This window comes from Alteromonas sp. NFXS44, assembly GCF_040148705.1.
GTDB lineage: Bacteria > Pseudomonadota > Gammaproteobacteria > Enterobacterales > Alteromonadaceae > Alteromonas.
The window spans coordinates 192,440-213,838 of sequence record NZ_JAGDEA010000001.1 but is presented as its reverse complement, the minus strand read 5'-3'; the positions used below and the strand labels follow the sequence as shown (position 1 = coordinate 213,838).

Below are 21,399 nucleotides of genomic sequence, written 5' to 3'. Positions count from 1 at the left end.
TGCATGCGCAAACTTATTCTCACCCTTGCTGTTGCAGCACCCGCCACGTTACTTTCAGCTTGCGGAGGAACTGGCAGCGTCGGAAGTGTTACCGATCAATTTGCTCTTGCAGCACTGAAAACTGAGTATCGCACCCAACCCATTGGCATTGACGTCACCGCGCCCCGATTCAGTTGGCAGATGTCAGCTAAAGGCGGAGCAAAAGGTCTTAGCCAGTCGGCCTACCGGATCCGCGTGACAGATGAAAACGGCGCGCAGGTATGGGACTCCGGCAAACAAAACTCCTCAGAAGCACTGCATATTACCTACAAAGGCAAACCTTTAAGCCCGCGTACACAGTACACCTGGCAGCTGACGGTATGGGACAGCGAAGGCGATGCGAGTGAGGCCACCTCTATTTTTGAAACGGGCTTACTGGATACCTCTCTGAATGCCTGGAATGGTGCGACCTGGATTGGTGGCAATGACGACGCCCTCCCCCTGTATGGCGATTATCTGCCTCTCTTCCGTATCGGTGCAGATATCACCATTGCAGAAGGTGGTACAGCAGGCGGTATTGTTTATGCGGCTAATGACCCGAGAATGATGGATAAGTATAAGAACATCTATCAGGTAGAAAGCGGCGAAGACGAGAGTTATTTCAAGATTGAGCTGGACGTGGAAGGTGTTGAAAACGGTGAACCGGCGACGCTGAACTTTTACCGTGCAGGTTACACGCCGGATGACAACGAAAATACGCCGGTTAAATCCTTCGATATTAAGCAATCATTGATCAATGCCTATAACCGTTTTAAACCTCACCACCTGCTTATCAATAATGAATTCGGCAATGTCACCGTTCAGTTAGATGGCAATCCTGCATTCTGGGTGGGTGCAGAATCTGAAGAAAAGTCAGGATTCCAGATGATGTTTCCGCCACTGGTGGAAGGGGCAACGGTACAGCTGAATCCTCTGGGTCACAACCACGACTATGTTACCTATGGCATGCTTAACGATATCGGTTTAGCGGCAGATGCTGGTACAACCGTCACAGTAAGCAACCTGACGGTAAGCAACATGCATACGCCGCACAGCGTGCTGTTTAATGGCACCGAGCATGGCGCTGAATTCGCAGAAAAATCTGCGCAGGTCAGCGATACCAAAGCAGGGATCACCTTCACCGGCTCTGATGACAGCCAGCTGGTTGTTGTTGATACCCAGAGTAACGGTATGCCGCAGTTACGTACTGAGTTTGATGTAGCAGATAAGGCCGTCAGCAAAGCCCGTTTGTATGTGACCGCGCGTGGCATATACGAATACTACGTAAACGGTGAAAAGGTCAGTAACGATTATTACAACCCGGGCCTTACCCAATACAACCTGACTCACCTTTATCAGTCTTATGATGTCACCAGTGCCATTCAAAAAGGTGAAAACGCCATGGGCGCGCGGCTGGGCGAAGGTTGGTGGAGCGGTATGCTGGGCTTCGGCAACACCTGGAACGGCTTCGGCGATCGTCAGTCATTGCTCGCGCAACTGGTCGTTACCTATGAAGACGGTTCTGAGAGTATTGTAGTTACCCAACCGGGCAGCTGGCAGTTCAGCGACACGTCACCGGTAGTGTATGGCAGTTTATCGATGGGTGAAGTGTACGATGCCCGAATCGCAGAAGCGCAGGCAGGCTGGGCGACCCCGTCGTTTGAAGGTGAGTGGGAACCGGCAGTTGAAATTTCTCTTGAGGAAACAAAAGCGCAGAATGTGCAGCCAAATATGATGCGCCCTGCACAAACGCTGTCGTACGACAATATGAAGCTTATCGGGCAAATCGGCGAACCGGCCCGTGAATTTACCACCGTTCAGGCAAAAAGTGTGGAAGAGGTGCGACCCGGCGTATTTGTCTACGACCTTGGACAAAATATCGTTGGCGTACCTCGTCTGCATTTCCAAGACGGTAAATCAGGTGAAGCCGTTACCGTGCGCTTTGCCGAAATGCTCTATCCGGACTTACCGGAATCAGGCCCGAATGTGGGCATGATCATGACAGAAAATTATCGCGCGGCGCTCAGTCAGGACATCTATATCATGGCAGATGGCGAACAAACCTTTGAGCCGCATTTCACTTCTCATGGTTTCCAGTACATTGAAGTAACAGGCATTGAAAAACCTCTGCCCCTTGAAGCGGTTAACGGCGTTGTAGTGAGTTCTGTGCAGGCACTGACTGCCAGTTACGAATGTTCAGACGACAAGGTTAATCAGCTATGGTCAAACCTGACATGGTCTAACGTAGATAACTTTCTGTCTGTACCGACTGACTGTCCCCAGCGAAACGAACGTATGGGCTGGTCCGGCGACATCAACGTGTTTGCCCCCACCGCAACGTATGTGAGTGATGCCTCACAGTTTATGCGTCGCCATTTACAGGCAATGCGGGATACTCAGGCTGAAAGTGGCCGGTATGCAGACGTTGCTCCTGTTGGCGGCGGCTTCGGTGGCGTGCTGTGGGGTGTAGCCGGTATTACCGTTGCGTGGGAAACCTACTATCAATATGGTGATAAAGGCTTACTCGCTGAACACTACGCGTCCATGAATGAATACATGACATTCCTGCATGACTCCATCGACAGCGAAACCGGCTTAAGCACTGACTCAGGATTAGGAGACTGGTTAGGCCCGCAGAATAATCAGTTAGGTGCAGATTATCTGGCTACCGCTTATCACATTTATGCGCTGGATATTATGGCGCAGGTAGCAGCGGTACTGGGCGATGATGCGCAGGCCCGCGAGTACCGCAATCAGTATAATGAACGCAAAGCCTTCTTTAACGACAAGTTTGTGAATGATGAAATGCAAACTGTTGGTCTGGTGGGCGGCCCAAGTATGTTTAACCCTATGGCTCCACCAGCAGAATGGGCAGTAGCAGACACCCAAACCTCGTTTGCGGTTGGTCTGGCGATGAATGCATTCAACGAAGACAACGCAGCAGCGATGGCAGAGAAGCTGACCCGTTCGGTATCGTCACAAAACGTTGACGATGCAGGGAAAACCCGCCCGGCTTACTCCTTGATGACAGGCTTTATCGGCACAGCCTGGATCAGCAAAGCGCTGTCTGAGAATGGCTATACCGATGATGCATACCGCTTATTGCTCAACGACCAGTATCCGTCGTGGTTGTATCCTATCGACCAGGGTGCAACAACAATTTGGGAACGCCTGAACGGTTACACTGTTGAAGACGGATTCGGTGGCAATAACAGCATGAACTCCTTCAACCACTATTCATTCGGTGCTATCGGTGAATGGTTAATCAGTCACTCAGGCGGTATTCAACGACTGAGCCCCGGTTTTAAAACCTTTGCGTTGAAGCCTGAGTTTGATCCGCAGAACGAAATTGACTGGGTAAAAGCAGAATATGACTCACCTTACGGAAAAATTTCGAGCCACTGGCAAGTAAAAGATGGTAAGTTTGACTACCGGGTAACCATTCCTGCTAACACTACAGCAACAATTTCGTTACCCGGCGCGCAGCAAGCATTGAAGATTGATGGCGAGAATGTGAATGCCAGTAAGTTCGTAACTAACGTTTCCCGTACCGATGAAATGAACACCTTTTCACTCGGCTCTGGTACTTACCAAATCACAGGCGCCATTAACGAATAATTATCCGGTCAAGGACACGATTAATGAAAAAGCATACAGCAACATTGGGTAGTGCCTGCCTTATCACTACCGCTATGCTTACTGGTTGTGGCGAGAAACCCTCGCCCGTCCAGGTTGAGCAACCGAAGAATGAAACCGCTCCTGTAAGCCAGGTGACGGTTAAAACCACCAGCAAAGCGGTTATCAAACAGGATGGCCAAACCTTCCGCGATTTGAATGCCGATGGCAAACTTACCCCGTATGAAGACTGGCGTTTGCCCGTTGAAGAACGTGTGGCCGACCTGGTTGCCCGCATGACGCTGGAAGAAAAAGCCGGTGAAATGGTACATGGCACCTTGCCGGGTAAAAATGGCTTTGCTGGTTTTTCTCAGGACGGCTATGACATCGATGTCGCCACTCCCCTGTTCAAAGACAAACACATCGGCAGTTACATCAGCCGCCTGAACATGTCTCCACCAGATCTGGCCGTCGAGAACAACAAAGTCCAGGCGCTGGCAGAAACAACCCGACTGGGTATTCCTGCCATTATCAGTACCGACCCCCGTAACCACTTCCAATACGTGTTAGGTGCCAACGAGTCTACCGATGGTTTCACACAGTGGCCTGAGCCTCTTGGTTTTGGTGCGCTGAACGATCCGGAAGTGACCGAACAGTTTGGTGACATTACCCGTCAGGAATACCGTGCGACCGGTTTCACTATGGCGTTATCACCGCAGGCTGATTTAGCCACCGAACCCCGCTGGCCTCGTATCATTGCCACCTTTGGCAGCGACGCTGGTGAAGTGAGTAAGCAGGTGGGCGCGTACATTCGTGGTTTCCAGGGCAGCTCTGATGGCATCACGCCAGAAGGCGTATCAACCGTGACCAAACACTGGGTGGGTTACGGTGCAGCGGTAGAAGGTTTTGATGGTCATAACTACTACGGCCGCAATGCACAGCTGGACGATACCAGCTTTGAAGATCATATCCGTGCATTTGACGGTGCTTTCGAAGCAAAAACCACCGGTATTATGCCTGCTTATCCTATCTTACACGGCATCACCGTTGACGGTGAACCGGTAGAAGCAGTAAGCCCGGGCTTCAACAAGCAGATCCTGCAAAACCTGCTGCGCGGCGATGTTGGCTTTAAAGGCGTTGTGGTTTCAGACTGGGCGGTAACCCGGGACTGCAGTGAAGAATGTAAGGCACCGACTAAACCACAGGGCGTGCGGGAAATTGCAACGCCGTGGGGTGTGGAAGACCTGACTATTCCTGAGCGTTTCGTGAAAGGTATTACCGCAGGTATCGACCAGTTCGGCGGTGAAGACCAGCCTGAGATCATCGTTAACGCGGTACATGAAGGCAAACTGACAGAAGCGCGTATCGATGAGTCGGCCACCCGTATTCTTACACTGAAATTTGAGCTCGGTTTATTCGACAACCCCTACGTGGATGAAGCCAATGCAGCTTCGAATGTGGGTAAACCGGAATGGCGTGCACTGGCTCGTGAGGTTCAGGCAAAATCTCAAGTGCTACTGAAAAATGCAGATAACCTGCTGCCACTGGCAGACTCGATGAAGAAAGTGTTCGTTGATGGCTTAAATGCAGAGGCACTTACCGCTCGTGGCTTTGAAGTTGTGACCAACCCGGCCCAAGCCGACTTTGCGATTTTCCGATTCTCGACGCCAAGCGAAAAATTGCATCCGAATCACTTCTTCGGCAGCCGCCAGAATGAAGGCCGCGTGTCATTCCGCGAAGACGATGAGAAGTATCAGCAAATGTTGGCCGTTAGCCAGCAAGTACCAACTATCTTATCCGTATTTCTGGAACGCCCCATGATCATGGGTGAACTGAACAATACCGCAGGCGCTATTCTGGCTAACTTCGGTAGTGCAGACGATGCCGTGATTGATGTGCTTACCGGCAAGGTATCACCCACCGGCACCCTGCCACTGGAGCTGCCGTCTTCTGATGAAGCCGTAGAAGCACAGAAACCCGGTTACGCAGACGACAGCGAAAACCCGCTGTACAAGCGCCGTGAAGGACTGACGTTCTGATTTTTGGTGTGTAGATATTGAAAAGGCAGCGAACGCTGCCTTTGTTATTTTGTCATTTGTAAATAAGGCAGTAATCTACGAGAAGAGTAACCAGATCTTGTTTCTGAGAACAAAAGAGAACGACGATGATGGCATCTGCCGCCCGATCGTGGCGATACAATATTCGAAAGCCATCGACATTAAACTCTCTGTAATTAAAGACGCCCAGTGTCGACAGATAAGGAGATACGGGGGCAGCCTCAGAGCCTGCAGCCAAAGTGAATTCAAAACATTCAATTGCCCTGAATACTCTTTCCAGCACTTCTTCCTCTGAAGTGAATGGTGCCAGATGCTGAACACAGAGTTCAACAAGTTGTTCAAATGTCTTCGTGTAGTAAATAGAGTAGTCCACGGCAGAGTTCCTTTCTGCTTGGAAACAAATTAGCGGCTCTCAGACGCAGCCTTTAGTTTTTGCTTCAGACGGGTTTTAAGAACATCAGAATCAATCACTTCACCCGCCGCCACATCTTTTTCTGAAAACGAGGAAATTTTCAGCATTGCGATAGCGTCATCCCTGAATTTTCTCTGGGCATAATTTTCGATAACGTAAGCAGGCTCCCCGTTTTGCGTCACAACGATAGGTTCGTCAACAGGTAGATCTGCAGCATGTTCTTCTATAAAACTTATTGGCTTAATTTGCACAACTTACCCCCTACGTCGGAATGAAGGTCATTTATAGACCAAATTATGAGCACGTTCAAGCCGTCACTCTGGCCAGTCTTTATTGCTTACTACTTCTCTTCATCCCGCAATGTAAGCACTTCAAATCCGGTTTCAGTCACCAGAATGGTGTGCTCCCACTGTGCTGAGAGCTTTTTGTCGCGGGTCACCACTGTCCAGCCGTCTTTCTTTTGTTTGGTTTTGTAGGTGCCCTGATTAATCATCGGCTCAATGGTAAATGTCATGCCTGGCACTAAATGCATGCCTGTGCCCTTGCGGCCATAATGCACAACTTGCGGTTCTTCATGCATTTCGCGGCCAATACCGTGCCCGCAGTAATCCCGCACGACACTGAAGCCCTCTTTTTCCACATGCGACTGAATGGCATGACCAATATCACCCAGTGTCGCGCCTGGCTTTACGGTTTCAATGCCTTTCCACATGGCTTCGTAAGTCGTGTCTACCAGCTTTTTCGCAATAGATGTTACTTTGCCAATGCAATACATTTTGCTGCTATCGGCAATAAAGCCATTTTTCTCGAGCGTGATATCTACATTCACGATATCCCCTTCCCGCAGCTTCTTGGCTACTGACGGCACACCGTGACATACCACTTCGTTTACCGATGAATTAAGCACATATTCATAGCCGTACTGCCCTTTACTGGCAGGTCTTGCCTGCAAGGTGTCGGTGATGAATGCATCGACGAAATCATTCACTTCCATGGTGGTCATGCCGGCCTGAATTTCTTTGTCCAGCGCATGAAATACAATGGCCAGTAACCGGCCTGATTCGCGCATCAATGCGATTTCCTGTGCATTTTTTATCGATACACTACTCATGAACCAGTCTCACTGTTGATACGTTTTGCTGACGTTTTTCCTGTTCCAGAATTTGCTCATAGGTGAGCGTCGGGTTTTGCTCTGCAAGTCTCCCGATTTTCATCCAGAACTCAGCCTGCGAATTGATAGAACGCTCCATCACCACACTGTTCTTGCGCACTTCTTCGTGCAATTGTTCGGAGATTTTGACAATGCCCATGCATAAACCAATAAAATATGATTTGCTACATATTGCTACACTCTATAAAAAGAGTCAAAAAAAGCCCGGTCACGCTGTTCTCGGCCGGGCTGAAATAACACGCATTCTATTTTACTTAACGGGCATCACACTTATTGCTGACACATAAGCTTCACCTACTGACGGCTTAAAACTGAGTTCAAGACTGCCATCTGACACATTCACATTTTCTGCCACCGTAAACGCGGTAAAACTTTCATCTGCATTTTGTTTTCCAGAGATATTCGCAAACAGAGCACTTCCCTCCGCGAATACATCAAAGCGGCTTTTACTGTCTGGAGCGACTAAAGAGAGTGTGACCTTATACTGCCCTTTATCCAACGGTAAATGATATGAGAACTGACCTGCACGGTAAGTTGTATGCAAAGCCTGCTCTTGTGTATCCTCGATAACTGCTTTTACTGATGGTCTCCCCCACCCTCCTGGCTTATCAAGAGACATTGCTTTTCCTCCGCTAAAGAAATCATCCGAACCGAAATGGGCTTTTGGCGAATCCGCTGACATAATGGCGCCCGCATCAATGTAATATGCGTTGATCTGCGATTCATCCAGATGCCACATCACACTGTCTTCTACGCGGTCTGAAGGTGCGGAGGCGAAACCACTTGCCCGCGCTACAATCTTATTTTGTCCAGCCACTAGCCGCACATCCCGCCAGACACATGTGTTCTGATCGCAATCAGGTGCCTCACTCACTTTTCGATCATTCACCAATAATTCGACTTGTTTTCCGTTACTGTACACCTTGATATCGGTGGTTTGGTAAGCCCGCTGTATATAGCGCCGTGAAGCAATATGAACCATAGGGTTAGCTGACCAGTTCGCCTGGTAGAAATAATATGCATCCTTCTTTATGGCGCGATCATAAGTGATGAGCCCTTTGGTATTAATATCCTGTGAGTCACCTTCTCTTCGAGTAGTTGTCGCAAAGTCAAAGCCATTCCAAATCCAGTTTGCCCACAGGTAATCCCGCGCACTGAGTACGCGCCAATTCTCCTCATGCACATAGCTCATATACTCTTCCGGCTGATTTCTGCCGGTTGCCGCTACCGGCCCTCCCAGAGGGTTGTCAGAATGGAAGCTCGGCGCTCCGCCTGCGCCGTATTCAGTGACAGCCAGCGGCTGCTCCGGATATTGCTTATGCAAGGCGTCGAGGTTCTCCGCCAGTCCTGAAGGCGCGCCGTAGTACCAGCCAAAATAGCGGTTTGCGCCCGTCGTAGTGGTGATAGCGGAGGTGTTGGGCACCTTTGACTGATCCCAGGTTGGCACACCCGCACAACAGTTGGCTAACGTCGAGTTACGCGTCGGATCCAACTGCGCTACTTCCGCTTTCAAGCGATTTAAGATAGGTAGCGGGTCAGGATTAGAGCCGGGACTGCTCTGCACGAACATGGGGACGACGGCACCAAAGTCGACTTCGTTGGCTATACCCCATACTGCTACAGAGGGGTAATTAAAGTTCTGCTTAACCATTTCTGTGAGTTGCAGACTGGCGTTATCAGCTAACGCGGTATTTACAGCCTCATGTTCCTCGCCGTAACGCCACGCAGAAACCAGCGGGATTTCGTCCCACAACAATAGGCCAAGTTTGTCAGCCAAATCGTGCACTGGCTGACCATGAGGATAATGTGCCAGCCGGATAGTATTTACCCCCATATCCATCAGCAATTGCACATCTTCTTCTATTTCTTCAGCAGAGACTGCCCAACCTTTTCCTTCTCTGTCCTGATGATAGCCCACACCGCGAAGTTCAAGGGGTTGACCATTTAACGTCAATCCTTTATCTGCCGAGATTTCAATGGTGCGCAAGCCGATATTTTGCTTCACCGTATCGAGGAGATTGTCATTGTTGTCTAATATCGACACTGCGAGCGTGTACAAATAAGGGTTATCTATACCTTGCCATAATTGTGGTGAAGATACGGAAAGAGACACATCGGTTATTTCTGTTTCATCCGGCTGAAGCAAAATATCCCGGACATCTTTTGCTACTACCTTTCCAGTATCGTCAGTCAATTGAGTAAGTAGCGTTACGTTTTCTGCTTCGCCTTCATTGCTAGTGATCCTGCTTTCGATGCTAATCACCGCCTTGTCAACCTCAACAGCGGTAGTCGCGTAAACGCCGGGACCACCAAAATCTTTCATATCAACATGAATATTACTCGTTGTGATAAGTCTTACCGGCCGATAAATTCCCCCATGCACAAAGAAATCTCCGGCAATAGGTAACGTATCTGCAGTGGTTGAATCTGCTGTTGGCTTGCTGTTGTCTGCCTGAACCACCAGTACGTTAGGTCGGCCCACGTTTATGAGGTCAGTGATATCAAAGCGAAAGCGATTAAAGCTTCCGCGATGTTCACCGGCAAATTTTCCATTGACCCACACATTTGCCACACGACTTACTGCATCAAATTCCAGCCAAAGTCTTTTATTTTCAGTCTGTGCAGGTACATTAAACACTTTCCGGTAGAGGCCTTTACCCTGCGTATTATTAATATTGCCTGAGTTATGAATATGAGCTGACTGATCATCGAGATAATAGCCTACGCGGTTCCAGGAATGGGGCACGGAGACATACTCTGCGCCAGTCCATTTAAATGTTGGGGCATGGATACCCGCTGGAATTTCATCGGCAAAGATAAACTGCCAGTCGTTATTCAGTGTTTGCTGGTCTCGTACTTCCACATTTTTTGGTAAGTCAGCATTAAAATCAGCAACCTGAGTACAAGCGATAAGAATACAAACCGCGGGTAAGATGAAAAAGAGTGCGCTACAACGCTTCATGAACTCTCCTTAAATATGTTTAAAATGACAAAAGCAGCATGGATTGTTGTCATACTGCTTTTGTTAATCATGTTAGTGTCAGAATCGATAAGACACGTTTACACCGAAATAGCGCATAGCTCCCCGCGACCAACGTTTCGAGAGTGCTGTCAGGCCCTGAAAGCGCTCATCATAATTTGTGTAACCCATAGAATAATTTTCATCAAAAAGGTTGTTGACGAATACGGTCACTTTGTAACGATCCTGGTTGTCCACGATGCCAACGCCGGCGTTAGCAATCCCATATGCTTCCTGACGGTTTAATGGGTCGCCGTACAAGTCGTAGCTTACATCGTCTTGCCACTGGTAACTTGCCTGAGCAAACCAGCTGAATTCGTATCCCTGAGCAGGCTGTTCCCAATAAGCGGCAAGGTTGTATTTGAAATCGGGAGAGTTATTGAGGTCATGTCCGCTTAAGTCCTGTACATTCAGGCCTTCTATATCTGCGGACAATGTGCAGCCTTCAGCTTCAGTTTGTCCACCGTAACAGGGCGCATTTACGAACGACTCGATAACAGCGTCGGTATAAGCAATGGAAGCATCCAATCGCAAAGCATCAGTAGCCTGATAAGAGAACTCGGTTTCTATGCCTTTAGTGCGAAGCTCACCCACATTATTCAACGTGAACACTGGCGCGCCATTTTCGTCATTACGACCGCCCTGTGCCTGGTAATCCTCGAAATCTGTCATAAACGCGATGATTTCGTAGCTAAAATTCCGGCTATCAGAAAACCCTTTTATGCCAAGTTCGTAAGATATCGACGTTTCCTCACCAACCGGGTTGTCCGCGTCATTTTGAGTAAACCCGGATGCAACATCATAAGCCTGACCTTTATAGCCTGTACTTACGGAGCCAAATATCATAGTGCCGTTTTTAAGAAAATGACGGAGTGCGACCTTACCGGTAACCGCGTCCTGCTCGTCATTGCCACTGAAATTTGCAGCATTGCTTGGATTCAATGCGAAACCGTTTGCATAATAGTCATTGAAATCAACAGAGATCTTTTCGTGATTAAAGCGTAATCCTACGTCAATGAATGTTCTGTCTGTGAATTCATAGGCACCTTGTCCGAACAGAGCGATGGATTCTGAGTCCGCTTGCGCATCCCATTTATCAAGCACGAACACCAAAGGCTTACGATCGAAATCCCGGTATACCGATTGATCGCTATAAAAAAGCCCGGTTATGAATTCGAATTTTTCAAACAATGTACCGGTGAGACGCAGTTCTTGGGTAAAAGCATCAGCGTCAATGTAGCCTTTTTGCTCAACCTGAGGACCGGTCAGCCCCAGTGGATTAAATCTCTCTTGCAGAAATGGAGGAAAAGCATCTTCGATCGCAACGTCTGTCAAATCTGCATCTGCAATAGCTGCTTGTTCAAATGACTGAAAGCTTGATACGGAAGTAAATACTAGATCGTCATTGATATTATAATTTAGCTTAAGAACAGCCAGCGACTGGTCTGTTTCGAACTCATTGGGTGTATCACGTCTGACGTTGCGATTCTCTTCTCCCGGCACCTCGCCTTCACCAACAACCCCTTCCTCAGCATCGACCCAGGTGGGGGTACTTCCCCCTTCGATATGTGAGATGTCATAGATAAATGTGGCATCAAGATCGTCTGTTGCATACCAGAGTAATTTACCGCGCAAGCCATGGCTCTTCTCACCGTTTTCTTTTTCGCCGGTAGTTAAGTTATTAAGATAGCCGTCACGATCTTTGTAATAGCCATTAATCCGATAACTCAACGTATCTGAAGCAGGGCCGGATAAGGTTATCAGGCCTTTAACCTCATCATCACTTGTCAGGCCTGTTTCCACCCTACCTTCGAAATCCGGCGATGGCGCTTTAGTGGTTACGTTTACAACACCCGCAGACGCATTCTTACCAAACAGGGTTCCCTGAGGACCTCTTAACACTTCGACTTGCTGTATATCTGCAAGATTACTAAAAGCCTGTGCGGCCATCATCAGCGGCACTTCATCGACAACCACCGCCACACTGGATTCCACACCGATGCTATAGGCTGATGTGCCGACGCCCCGCATGCGAATACTACTTGATTGAGGATCGTCACCATGCTCTACCGTCAATGATGGAGAGACCCGGGTTACATCGTCAAAGTTCTTAACATCGAGTCTTTCAAGGGCGCTTTCTCCAAGTACTGACACGGCTACAGGTATAGTTTGCTGCGCCTGGGCTCGTTTTTGCGCCTTCACTTCAATAATTTCAAGCTCGGCGGCCACGGCATCAATCGAAACGCCCGATACGAGTGCAGAAATACAAATGGCTAATGGTGATAGATTTTTTTTGCTCGCAGGTTTCATAAGGTCTCTCAAATAACTCTTTTCATTTGAAATTGGTAAAACAGAAATATTTGGTAAGGCCAATATACGTTAAATATAAACATTGACAACCTTCTGTTAACAACTTTCTTTAAACCATACGAGCAACAATGCGAAACATGATGAAAAACACATTAATTTCATACGCATACATTGATTACCAAGATATAGATAGCAGCCATCAAAAATATAGATATATTAACATTTGTTATTTTCAGAGAGTAAATCCCATATTTCGCACACAACAGCCGGCCTTACCAAATGCCACGTGTGAAGGTATCCTTTAAAATATGAACTCAAGTCACTCTTACCCCTGCCTTGCTTTACCAGCCGGAAAACCGGCATAGTACTGGCTTGAACGCATAAAGATTGTGTCCCTGCCGTGATTTAGCTGACAATTTTCGTTCGCAATAAATGACGGTGAAAAAGTCACTGGAGTACCTGCTTTGGGTGTTATGAAGAAACTACTGGTCTGGTCGCTGGCCATTGTGTTACTGCTGTTTGTCAGCGGTTTTTTATTTGTGAAGTTGTCGCCGGTATTTGGTGGTAAGCCTGATGATCAGACCCGGGCGCGGATGCTGGCTTCCGATAACTTTAAAGACGACATTTTTGTTAACCGCCACCCTGTTTCCGACGATCCCGACAGTCCGAAGCCTCCCATGGGAAAATGGCTGAATTCGGTTATCTTCCCGCCGGCGGGTAAGCACCCTTCCGGCTTGTTGCCGGCGAAACAGCCGGATTTTGTTGCACAGCAAACACCGTCGTTTACCTGGTTCGGACACTCCACCATTCTTATCAACACCGGTTCAATGACTGTGCTGACGGATCCTGTATTTTACCGCGCTTCACCTGTGTGGCTGATTGGCACACCGTATCCGGCGGATAAAGAGCTCACTATTGACGGTCTTCCGTATATCGATGCGGTGCTGATTTCTCATGACCACTACGATCATCTGGATGCGAAAGCCATCGCTGAGCTTGATAGTAAAACGGGTCACTTCTATGTACCTCTTGCGGTGCGGGCGCATTTACTGAGATGGGGTATCGACGACAGTAAAATTACTGAGCTGGACTGGTTTGGGGATGCCATGCTGAAAGACACGCGCTTTATATTTACGCCGTCGAATCACTTCAGCGGCCGTAAACCCGGACAACGCAATGACACATTGTGGGGTTCGTGGGTTATTCAGGCACCTGAAGTGTCGGTATATTTCAGTGGCGACGGTGGCTACAGCCCTGATTTTGCCGAAATAGGAAAGCGGTTTGGTCCTTTCGATATGGCATTTATGGAAGACGGCGCTTACAGCCCCTACTGGCCGGAAATTCACATGTTGCCGGAAGAGTCCGTGCAGGCATCGCTGGATGTTAAGGCGAAAAACGTGATGCCAATTCACTGGGGTAAATTCGACCTCGCCTTTCATGACTGGAACGAGCCGGTGATCCGGTTCACGCGGGCTGCAGAAGGCAAGAACCTGAATGTAGCAACACCGCACATTGGTGAAACTTTCACACTGGAATCGCTGCCGCAGCAAAAATGGTGGTAATAACTGGTAGCTTGCACTGGAAAAATATGTCATTTAGTCTTTTAGATGATCACAACTATTGCGATATAGTTAATCGAACCGCATCTGTACCCGAGACAAAACAATGCCATATTCCCCGGATATTTCAGTTTCCATTATTCGATCAATTGATTCTGTACCCCACATTTTAAAACTCGTAGCTGAAAGTACGGGAGTTGGCTTTGTGTGCATCGCGCATGTGACGCCCGATAGCTGGACCGTATGCGCGCTGCACGATGAGGTCGATTTTGGTCTCGCAGTGGGTGGCAAGTTAGATGTTACCTACACCTTGTGCAATAGTGTCAGGGCTATGGATAAAGAAATTGTTATCGAACATGCAGACAAAGATCCTCTGTATGCAGAAAACCCTGTTCCTAAGATGTTCAACTTTCAGAGCTATTTTTCTTTTCCACTTCATGATGAACAGGGAAGATTTTTTGGCACTCTTTGTGGGTTAGATAAAAAAGCTCTTGCTTTAAACAATGACAAAGTTTTAAGCCTACTAAGTTCATTTTCAGCTCTAATCACCAGACAAATCGAGTATGCTGCAGCATTTTCTGAAGCAAAATACCAGTGGCAGCACCAAAAAGAAGCTGTTCAATTGCGCGAACAAAACATAGCAATACTTGGTCATGATTTACGAACTCCGCTCTCTACCATTTCCGTTGGATTAGATGTAATAGAAAATATTACGAATGAACCTCAGACTGCGAAAGTAGTTAAAATGATGAGAGCGAGTGCTTTTCGCATAGAAAGATTGATTAGCGATGTTATGGATTTCGCTCATACCCGGGCAAGTCAGGGTGTTATTGTGCAACGAAGAAAGACGGATGAGTTGGGAGACAAGCTTTCTCATGTCGTGGCCGAATTATCGAATAATTATCCCGCCGCGACAATTACCGGCGACATTGTCATTAATGATGTGATCTACTGCGATCCTGATCGACTTTCGCAACTCTTATCCAACCTTCTGATTAATGCATTGATTCATGGTGAAGATGGCCGCCCCGTAACTGTTAGCGCGCAAGCAAAAAAATCAATGCTTTGTATTCAGGTGGCGAATTATGGCCCTACAATCCCTGCGGAAGCCATCGACAGATTATTTCAACCTTTTTGGCGGCAAGAAGCCGGACGGGAAAGTGAAGGTCTGGGATTAGGTTTGTATATAGCTTCAGAAATTAGTAAAGCGCATGATGCAAAACTATTCGTGAGCTCTGAATCTTCTCACACAGTATTCTCTTTTCATATGCCGGTACTACCAGCGTCAGATCACTGACCTAACGCTTTAACAACATCTTGTCAGCCTATTTATAAGATGCCAGAAATTCGATGGTTTCCGGATCTCTGTGAGAAAAGAAACAACTTTGTTTACGGTCCAAAGCTTCAATTTGCGCGATGTCATCTGCAGTTAATTCAAAATCAAACACCTCAAAATTTTCTTTAATGCGGGAAGGCGTTACCGATTTCGGGATCACAATGACACCTTCCTGTAGTTGCCAGCGCAGCACTACCTGAGCCACTGATTTGCCGTACTTTCCGGCAATGGCCTTAAGTTCAGGCAATTCAAACAAATTATGCCGCCCTTCAGTGAACGGTGCCCATGACTCCAGCGCAATATCTTTGGTTTTCAGATATTCCAGTTCGGTTTTGCGCTGATAGAAAGGGTTATATTCGATTTGATTTACCGCCGGTTTAATCTCGTTAAAGGCGATTAAATCAGCAATGCGGTCGGAATGAAAATTACTGACCCCGATACTTTTCAGTACACCTTCTTTGTGTAACCTTTCCATTGCGCGCCATGAGCCGTAAATATCATTGAGAGGCTGATGGATAAGATACAGATCCAGATAGTCCGTGCCCAGGTTGTTCAGGGATGTTTCTACTGCTTTTAAGGTTGAGTCATACCCCATGTCAGAGATCCATAATTTGGTTGTCAGAAAGATATCCTGCCTGGCAACATGGCTGGTTCTGACCGCCTCACCCACCGCCTCTTCATTGCGATAGGCTGATGCAGTGTCAAACATGCGATAACCGGTATCCAGCGCAATTTCCACGCAGCGGGTACACAGCCGCGGCTCTTCAACCTGATACACGCCCAGGCCCAGAGCCGGCATCGTTTCGCCACTGTTCAGTGTTTTGAATAACATTCTTTTCTCCTTATACATCGCCGTCCATCACCATACCGGCGGCCACCACAAACGATAATCACTAAGTCTTACACAGCGTTATTAATAAAACTCATTAATGCGCGGTGACCCTTCGGGTCGATTTACCTAAGCAAAAATGCCAAACTAGGCGTTTTACAACCATCGCTCTCCCAACTATGAAAATACATCGAATTAATCCCACCCGACGCTGGTCTGAAGTAACTGTTTTTAACGGTATCGCGAACTTCGTTGAAGTACCGGAAGATGGAAGCGCCACCACTATCGAAGCACAGGTAAAAGCAGTGTTTTCCCAGGCTGAAGCCATGCTGGCACTGGTGGGCAGCGACAAGTCCCGTATTCTTACCGTCACTATTTACATTACTGACTTTGCCAATGTTGACCGCCTCAATGCGGTATGGGACGAATGGTTTGACGAAGGGACAGCCCCCAGCCGCGCTTGTGTAAAAGTGGAGCTGGCGGATCCGGAATGGCTGGTAGAAATGGCGTTTACCGCTGCAGCCGGTGAAGACTACCAGTAAATCCGCAACCCGTTTACCCTTTAAGTGGTGCAAATATGTACCACTTTCCCCGCAACTGACCCGTCACTTTTTTTGCAGTTCTGCTTTTTAGCCACTACGCTTTTTATCAGGTACAGCAGGCGACATATACTCCCCTGCTTTTTGGTTCTGAGCACTTAAACTGAATTGACGTACATGAACAAAGCATTTGAAAATTCATCCTCTCAAACAGATCAGGAAAAGCAGTTTGAATCTGAAAAAATGGATGCAGTGGGCGGACTGGTGGCCGGTGTTTCCCACGAAATCAACACGCCCCTGGGTGTTAATATTGCAAACTGCACCCTGTTGATGGAACTGCTTGACGAGCTCAAACAGGACTTCGACAATGGCGAGCTTGATACCGATAAATTTGCAGAGTTCCTGGAGACTTCTCAGGACATCACTTCCAGTATGCTTAAGAACATGCAGCGCGCATCGAAGCTGCTGACCAGCTTTAAGAAAGTTGCGGTTAAAAAATCTGAAGAAGCCAGCCAGCTGGAACAGGTTAACGTATCAGAACTGGTCACTGAATTTATCGCATCCTATGAGCACCATTCTCAAGACAAAACCATTACTTTTATTCCAAGATTTCCACCCAAAATTATCGTTACCACCTACCCTGCCGTCCTTATTCAGATCCTTACGGCACTTACATCCAATGTGATGATCCACGCGTCAGGCCCGGGTCATGAACATTGCAAAATTACCATCACCATTGCCCCCGGCGGCGATGGATATCAGTTTACATTTGCCGATGACGGTGTGGGGATCACCGAAGAAGAACTCAAAAAAGTGTTTGAGCCTTTCTACACCACCAAACGTGGTGCCGGAAACGCGGGCCTGGGACTAAGTGTGGTGTACAACCTGGTAAAAGTAACCTTGGCCAGCGACATTTATAACGAAAGCAAACCGGAAGGCGGGTTTGTTGTCTCATTTAAACTGCATAACCTGATGGCGGAGTGATCACTCCGCCTGAGGCTTAAGCACTCCGCGACCACTCCCCACCAGACATAACGATACCAGCGTGAGCACCACACTGCCTGCAAAGGTCACATTGATACCGAAACCGTCCAGTAATACGCCGCCGGCTGCTGCGCCAAAAAGTATCGCCGCCTGAATAGCCGCTACTATAATACTGCCCGCCGCTTCAGGTGCATCATCCACATTCTGACTGAGCCAGGTCATCCAGCCGATGGACATAGCCGTGTTGCATATACCCCATAAAGCCAGCAGCACACCTACCATGAATACAGAACCGCTTAACCCGATAAGTCCGGCGGTTACTACACTCATCACCAGCGGCACGCCCTGCAGAAAGCGTACAGCGTGATCGTTTGCGAATTTGCCGCCGAGCCATGTGCCAACGAATCCGGCTACGCCGAGTAAGAGTAACAGGAAGGTAAGCAGAAGAACGTCCCCTTTTACCTCAGATTCGATATAGGGCCGCAAATACGTAAACATGGCAAATGCACCGGCATAAACACAAATAGAGGCAATGATGCCACGGGCAAAGTAGCCCCGTTTCAGTAATCCGAACATCTCACCAAAACCTTGTTTTTTATCTGTGGGCATAGAAGGCAGTGAAATCATCTGCCAAATCAGATTGACTGCCACCACAGGTACCAGTACCCAAAAGACACCGCGCCAGCCAATCAGATCACCCATGTAGCTGCCAAGAGGAGCAGCGAATGCAGCAGCCACGGCCTGTCCCGAATACATGATAGCCAAAGCCTTTGATACACTGTCTGCCGGTACCAGGCGCATGATCACAGCAGTCGCCAGCGACCAGAACCCGCCGACACAAATTCCAAGTAACGCTCTCGCTACCATTAACATGATGAAGTCAGGCGCAAGAGCAATGAATACCAGTGACAGCAGCATACACCCTGTCATCGCCAGCAATACCCATTTCCGGTTTAGTTTGCCTGCAACAGTACTGGTTAACAGACTGGCAACAACAGCAAAAAAACCGCTGACTGAAATTGCCTGACCAGCCTGCCCTTTGGTCGCATTCAAGCCATCTGCAATAGGAGTGAGCAAACTGACAGGCATAAACTCAGAGGCAATCAGCATGGCAACACACAGTGTCATTGAGAACACTGCACTCCAGTAACCGGCTTTGTTGCTGTTATCATTTTGATGAGTTCTATTCATTACAACCTGCTCAATAAAATTCATGTTAATTATATTTTCGTTATTTACAGGGAACAATTGGCTCACTGTCATCTCAACCATGAATTGATTTCATCAAAGAAGATGTTTTTTATGCTGGCACTGCGTACACTGGATGGCAGATTAGCGAAAGAGATAATGTGATGATCAGAGACGAGCTGGGCGATTTGTCACTTTTTATGGTGGTCGCAGAAGAAAAGAGTTTTACCCGCGCTGCTGTAACACTGGGCGTATCGCAGTCGGCAGTAAGCCACGCGGTGAGAAGACTGGAGGCTTCGGTGGGGATCCGGCTGTTGCACAGAACCTCACGAAAAGTGTCGGTAACCGATGCCGGTGAGAAGTTACTGGCTGCACTGAAACCCGGTATCAGCCAGATCACTGCCAGAATAGAAGAACTGCGGATGCTTGGCGATGCGCCCAAAGGAACGGTGCGGATTTCAACCAGTAAACCGGCGGCCCGTTTTCTTTTGTGGCCGAAGATATCGGGGATTGTCAGGGATTACCCCGAAGTGAATATTGAACTGAACCTCGACAGCCGTCTGAATGACCTTGCTGCGGAACGTTTTGATGCCGGTGTCAGGCTGCGTGAATTTGTCAGTCCGGACATGATTGCGATAAAAATTGGCCCCCCTGTATCACTGGCAGCAGTGGCTACGCCGGACTACTTCCGTAAACATGGTGTTCCAGAACATCCCGACGAACTGGATCATCACGCCTGCCTGTCTCTGCGGTTTAATGCGCTGGCACCGGCCTATGACTGGGAGTTTGAAAAGAACGGTATTGAGATCGTAAAAAAAGTGTCAGGCCCGTTCATTTTCAGTGAAAGCGATATGTGTATTGATGCAGCACGTGAGGGCCACGGCATTGCCTTTGTCACTGAACAGGAAGTAGAAAATGAAATAGAAAGCGGTGCATTACGCCGTGTACTTGCGGACTGGTGCCCGCCTTTCGACGGCTACCATTTGTGTATTTCCAGCAACCGGCAGATCAGTTCAGCCATGCGACTGGTTATCGACCGGTTGAAATATCAGGAATAAAGGCGCGGTGATGTTCACTGTCACCCCGCCTGCAGAGTCCTTTTTTCGCCTTCAATCATACGCCACTGCGCTTCCACATCCCGCTTCGGAGAGTTCCCAAAATACCGCGAATATTCACGGGAAAACTGGGAAGGACTTTCATAGCCCACACGGTATGCAGCGTCCGAAGCGTCAATTTGTTCGCCTATCATAAGACGTCTGGCTTCCATCAGTTTAAGGCTTTTCTGATATTGCAGCGGGCTCATAGAGGTGAGCTGTCTGAAATGATGATGGAAGGTGGATTTACTCATTTGCGCACGTTCCGCCAGCTCTTCCACGGTATAAGATTGCGTAAAATGAGTTTTCAACCAGTCGATGGCTTTCGCTATCCTTAAGCCCTGGCTTCCTGCTGAAATAATATGACGGAGTCTGTCACCCTGCTCCGAATTCAGAACCCGCCAGTAAATCTCTTTTTTAATCAGCGGAGCCAGCACTGAAAGCGATGCCTTATCGTCCAGCAGACTAACCAGACGGTCACAGGCATCCAGCAACTCCGGCGTAGTATTGCCAACCGACATACCACTGTTAGAAGAGGCTAAGGTTTTGGTATCTGCCGACGCTTGCATGAGCAGTTCACTCATTGTGGTGAAATCCAGCCGCAGCGCCAGACCGAGATACGGCTCCGCACGCTCAGCTTTTAAAATCTGCGCCTGCGCCGGTAGGTCCAGTGAGGTAATTAAAAAACGGTAGCGGTTGTAATGAAAAATGTCACTACCCAACGCCATCCGCTTTTCACCCTGCACCACCAGCGCGATGCTTGGTTCAACAAAGCAGGTTGTACACTCCGTCGGCGCATCTTTGCGATAAAAACTGAGCCCGGCAATATCAGTGATCACATTTGACTGACCGGCGGTATGCCGGCCAATCCGGTCAGCAAGTTTATCGCTGATAATATCGATGGCTGCAGAGTGAAGCATATTCCTGATCCCGGGTAATAAAAAACGCTATTTATAACGTTACTTTTAGCACAAGGCAGCCAGAAGCGGATAACGTAATTGTCCGGTTTTATTGCCTGATCGTCCGGGACTCCGGATTTTAGTTATTTTGAATTTCTGCAGCTGTTACAGATTATACTCTGAAAAGCATCAGTTCTATCGCCAGTAAAATACTGAGCGCTATCAAAAAGCAATATACATTCGGGTCGCGAACAACATTGCGAAACCACTGATGCAAACCTGAATATCTGGATTTTTTTATAGCCACGAGCATCATTTGCCTCCGCATTTGTCAGGTGAGAATGAATTAGTGCGAACAAATTGTCGCTT

The 21,399-nt window shown here is 48.1% G+C and carries 16 protein-coding genes; 7 read left to right on the top strand and 9 right to left on the bottom strand.

The window, feature by feature from the left end:
* The first annotated feature begins 3 nt into the window (after positions 1–3).
* The gene (locus J3369_RS00925) at positions 4–3,636 is read left to right on the top strand and encodes a family 78 glycoside hydrolase catalytic domain (protein ID WP_349582665.1); all 3,633 of its coding nucleotides are present in this window, start codon (positions 4–6) and stop codon (positions 3,634–3,636) included.
* Positions 3,637–3,659: 23 nt separating this feature from the next.
* Entirely contained in the window at positions 3,660–5,672 is a 2,013-nt protein-coding gene (locus J3369_RS00920; RefSeq protein WP_349582663.1) for a glycoside hydrolase family 3 protein, read from the top strand.
* A 52-nt stretch (positions 5,673–5,724) separates the two neighbouring features.
* Here J3369_RS00920 and J3369_RS00915 read toward each other — a convergent pair whose 3' ends face one another.
* From J3369_RS00915 to J3369_RS00890, 6 genes are all read right to left on the bottom strand, one after another.
* Positions 5,725–6,063, bottom strand: a complete 339-nt coding sequence (locus J3369_RS00915; RefSeq protein WP_349582660.1) for a hypothetical protein — start codon at positions 6,061–6,063, stop codon at positions 5,725–5,727.
* A gap of 29 nt (positions 6,064–6,092) precedes the next feature.
* On the bottom strand, positions 6,093–6,353 hold the full coding sequence (locus J3369_RS00910; protein WP_349582657.1) for a type II toxin-antitoxin system Phd/YefM family antitoxin: 261 nt from the start codon (positions 6,351–6,353) through the stop codon (positions 6,093–6,095).
* 89 nt (positions 6,354–6,442) lie between these two features.
* Positions 6,443–7,213, bottom strand: a complete 771-nt coding sequence (gene map / locus J3369_RS00905; RefSeq protein ID WP_349582654.1) for a type I methionyl aminopeptidase — start codon at positions 7,211–7,213, stop codon at positions 6,443–6,445.
* Complete coding sequence (locus tag J3369_RS00900; protein ID WP_070125995.1) at positions 7,206–7,412, bottom strand: ParD-like family protein; 207 nt, start codon at positions 7,410–7,412, stop codon at positions 7,206–7,208. Before J3369_RS00900 ends, map begins: the two co-directional genes overlap by 8 nt.
* Before the next feature lie 111 nt (positions 7,413–7,523).
* Positions 7,524–10,235 carry a glycoside hydrolase family 2 TIM barrel-domain containing protein gene (locus J3369_RS00895; protein WP_349582650.1) on the bottom strand — a complete coding sequence of 904 codons (2,712 nt, stop codon included), beginning with the start codon at positions 10,233–10,235 and terminating at the stop codon, positions 7,524–7,526.
* Positions 10,236–10,313: 78 nt separating this feature from the next.
* The gene (locus tag J3369_RS00890; protein WP_349582647.1) at positions 10,314–12,602 is read right to left on the bottom strand and encodes a TonB-dependent receptor; all 2,289 of its coding nucleotides are present in this window, start codon (positions 12,600–12,602) and stop codon (positions 10,314–10,316) included.
* A 473-nt stretch (positions 12,603–13,075) separates the two neighbouring features.
* On the opposite strand from J3369_RS00890, the gene J3369_RS00885 reads away from it, so the two are divergent.
* Both J3369_RS00885 and J3369_RS00880 read left to right on the top strand, forming a co-directional pair.
* Complete coding sequence (locus tag J3369_RS00885) at positions 13,076–14,164, top strand: MBL fold metallo-hydrolase (protein ID WP_349583707.1); 1,089 nt, start codon at positions 13,076–13,078, stop codon at positions 14,162–14,164.
* Positions 14,165–14,267: 103 nt separating this feature from the next.
* The gene (locus J3369_RS00880) at positions 14,268–15,458 is read left to right on the top strand and encodes a sensor histidine kinase (protein ID WP_349582644.1); all 1,191 of its coding nucleotides are present in this window, start codon (positions 14,268–14,270) and stop codon (positions 15,456–15,458) included.
* 28 nt (positions 15,459–15,486) lie between these two features.
* Here J3369_RS00880 and J3369_RS00875 read toward each other — a convergent pair whose 3' ends face one another.
* Positions 15,487–16,329 carry an aldo/keto reductase gene (locus J3369_RS00875; protein WP_349582641.1) on the bottom strand — a complete coding sequence of 281 codons (843 nt, stop codon included), beginning with the start codon at positions 16,327–16,329 and terminating at the stop codon, positions 15,487–15,489.
* A gap of 176 nt (positions 16,330–16,505) precedes the next feature.
* Here J3369_RS00875 and J3369_RS00870 point away from each other — a divergent pair, with 176 nt between their 5' ends.
* Positions 16,506–16,868 carry a RidA family protein gene (locus J3369_RS00870; RefSeq protein WP_349582638.1) on the top strand — a complete coding sequence of 121 codons (363 nt, stop codon included), beginning with the start codon at positions 16,506–16,508 and terminating at the stop codon, positions 16,866–16,868.
* 174 nt (positions 16,869–17,042) lie between these two features.
* Positions 17,043–17,849: a sensor histidine kinase gene (locus J3369_RS00865; RefSeq protein ID WP_303573280.1), complete on the top strand. Its 807-nt coding sequence runs from the start codon at positions 17,043–17,045 to the stop codon at positions 17,847–17,849.
* Here J3369_RS00865 and J3369_RS00860 read toward each other — a convergent pair whose 3' ends face one another.
* Complete coding sequence (locus J3369_RS00860; RefSeq protein ID WP_349582635.1) at positions 17,850–19,040, bottom strand: MFS transporter; 1,191 nt, start codon at positions 19,038–19,040, stop codon at positions 17,850–17,852.
* 161 nt (positions 19,041–19,201) lie between these two features.
* Here J3369_RS00860 and J3369_RS00855 point away from each other — a divergent pair, with 161 nt between their 5' ends.
* On the top strand, positions 19,202–20,095 hold the full coding sequence (locus J3369_RS00855) for a LysR family transcriptional regulator (RefSeq protein WP_303573594.1): 894 nt from the start codon (positions 19,202–19,204) through the stop codon (positions 20,093–20,095).
* A gap of 20 nt (positions 20,096–20,115) precedes the next feature.
* Here J3369_RS00855 and J3369_RS00850 read toward each other — a convergent pair whose 3' ends face one another.
* Positions 20,116–21,051: an AraC family transcriptional regulator gene (locus J3369_RS00850; RefSeq protein ID WP_349582632.1), complete on the bottom strand. Its 936-nt coding sequence runs from the start codon at positions 21,049–21,051 to the stop codon at positions 20,116–20,118.
* Between the last annotated feature and the right edge of the window lie 348 nt (positions 21,052–21,399).

Bases quoted from the DNA above. Each gene is read 5' to 3' on its own strand.
- J3369_RS00925 (WP_349582665.1), top strand. From the start codon at position 4: ATGCGCAAACTTATTCTCACCCTTGCTGTTGCAGCACCCGCCACGTTA.
- J3369_RS00920 (WP_349582663.1), top strand. From the start codon at position 3,660: ATGAAAAAGCATACAGCAACATTGGGTAGTGCCTGCCTTATCACTACC.
- map (WP_349582654.1), bottom strand. From the start codon at position 7,213: ATGAGTAGTGTATCGATAAAAAATGCACAGGAAATCGCATTGATGCGC.
- J3369_RS00900 (WP_070125995.1), bottom strand. From the start codon at position 7,412: ATGGGCATTGTCAAAATCTCCGAACAATTGCACGAAGAAGTGCGCAAG.
- J3369_RS00895 (WP_349582650.1), bottom strand. From the start codon at position 10,235: ATGAAGCGTTGTAGCGCACTCTTTTTCATCTTACCCGCGGTTTGTATT.
- J3369_RS00890 (WP_349582647.1), bottom strand. From the start codon at position 12,602: ATGAAACCTGCGAGCAAAAAAAATCTATCACCATTAGCCATTTGTATT.
- J3369_RS00885 (WP_349583707.1), top strand. From the start codon at position 13,076: ATGAAGAAACTACTGGTCTGGTCGCTGGCCATTGTGTTACTGCTGTTT.
- J3369_RS00880 (WP_349582644.1), top strand. From the start codon at position 14,268: ATGCCATATTCCCCGGATATTTCAGTTTCCATTATTCGATCAATTGAT.
- J3369_RS00875 (WP_349582641.1), bottom strand. From the start codon at position 16,329: ATGTTATTCAAAACACTGAACAGTGGCGAAACGATGCCGGCTCTGGGC.
- J3369_RS00870 (WP_349582638.1), top strand. From the start codon at position 16,506: ATGAAAATACATCGAATTAATCCCACCCGACGCTGGTCTGAAGTAACT.
- J3369_RS00865 (WP_303573280.1), top strand. From the start codon at position 17,043: ATGAACAAAGCATTTGAAAATTCATCCTCTCAAACAGATCAGGAAAAG.
- J3369_RS00860 (WP_349582635.1), bottom strand. From the start codon at position 19,040: ATGAATAGAACTCATCAAAATGATAACAGCAACAAAGCCGGTTACTGG.
- J3369_RS00855 (WP_303573594.1), top strand. From the start codon at position 19,202: ATGATCAGAGACGAGCTGGGCGATTTGTCACTTTTTATGGTGGTCGCA.
- J3369_RS00850 (WP_349582632.1), bottom strand. From the start codon at position 21,051: ATGCTTCACTCTGCAGCCATCGATATTATCAGCGATAAACTTGCTGAC.